Here is a 1,018-nt window from a genome sequence, read left to right as displayed (position 1 = left end):
TGACGGCGTATTACGGCTTGGTGGAGTTGGGTGGTCTGCGGTCGGGTGAGTCGGTGTTGGTTCATGCCGGTGCGGGTGGGGTGGGGATGGCGGCGGTGCAGATCGCGCGTCATCTGGGTGCCGAGGTGTTCGCGACGGCGAGTGAGGGCAAGTGGGACACGTTGCGGTCGTTGGGTCTGGATGACGCCCATATCGCTTCGTCCCGGACGTTGGGGTTCGAGGAGCGGATTCGTTCGGCGACCGGTGGGCGTGGTGTGGATGTGGTGTTGAACTCTCTCGTGGGTGAGTTCGTGGACGCCTCGTTGCGGTTGGTGGCCGTTGGTGGTCGGTTCGTGGAGATGGGCAAGTCCGATGTGCGGGATGCGGGGGTGGTGCGGTCCGCGTATCCGGGGGTGGTGTCGTATGACGCGTTCGACTTGGTGGAGGCGGCGGGCGCGGATGGGATCGCGGGGTTGTTCGCGGTGTTGATGCCGTTGTTCGGGTCGGGTGTGTTGGTGCCGATCACGGTGCGGTCGTTCGATGTGCGGCGGGCGCCGGAGGCGTTTCGGTTGATGTCGCAGGCGAGGCATGTGGGGAAGGTCGTGTTGCGGATGCCGGTGCCGCTCGATCCGGGCGGGAGCGTTCTGGTCACGGGTGGCACGGGCACGTTGGGTGCTCTGGTGGCCCGTCGTCTGGTTGCGGAACACGGTGTGCGGAGTGTGGTGTTGCTCAGTCGTAGCGGTCCGAACGCAGCGGGTGCGGGGGAGTTGGTGGCCGAGCTCGGCGGTCTGGGTGCCCGGGTCGTTGTCGAGGCGTGTGACGCGGCCGATCGGGAGGCCCTTGCCGGGGCCTTGGCTCGGATACCTGTCACAGCCCCGCTCACCGCGGTCGTTCATGCCACGGGTGTGCTCGACGACGGCCTGATCGAGTCGATGACCCCGGAGCGTCTGGAGCGGGTCCTGCGATCCAAGGTCGACGGCGCGGTCAACCTGCACGAACTCACCGCCGACCACGACCTCTCCGCCTTCGTCCTCTTCTC

At 67.0% G+C, this 1,018-nt stretch carries 1 protein-coding gene; it reads left to right on the top strand.

Translation table 11 applies throughout. The features are described 5' to 3' along the window. A partial coding sequence (locus ACZ4FV_RS52510; RefSeq protein WP_465328592.1) for an SDR family NAD(P)-dependent oxidoreductase occupies positions 1-1,018 on the top strand: 1,018 nt, incomplete at both ends.

The sequence above is a fragment of the Embleya sp. NPDC025285 genome, assembly GCF_055558835.1.
The sequence above is the reverse complement of the archived record's forward strand: the minus strand, read 5'-3'. Positions and strand labels throughout refer to the sequence as shown.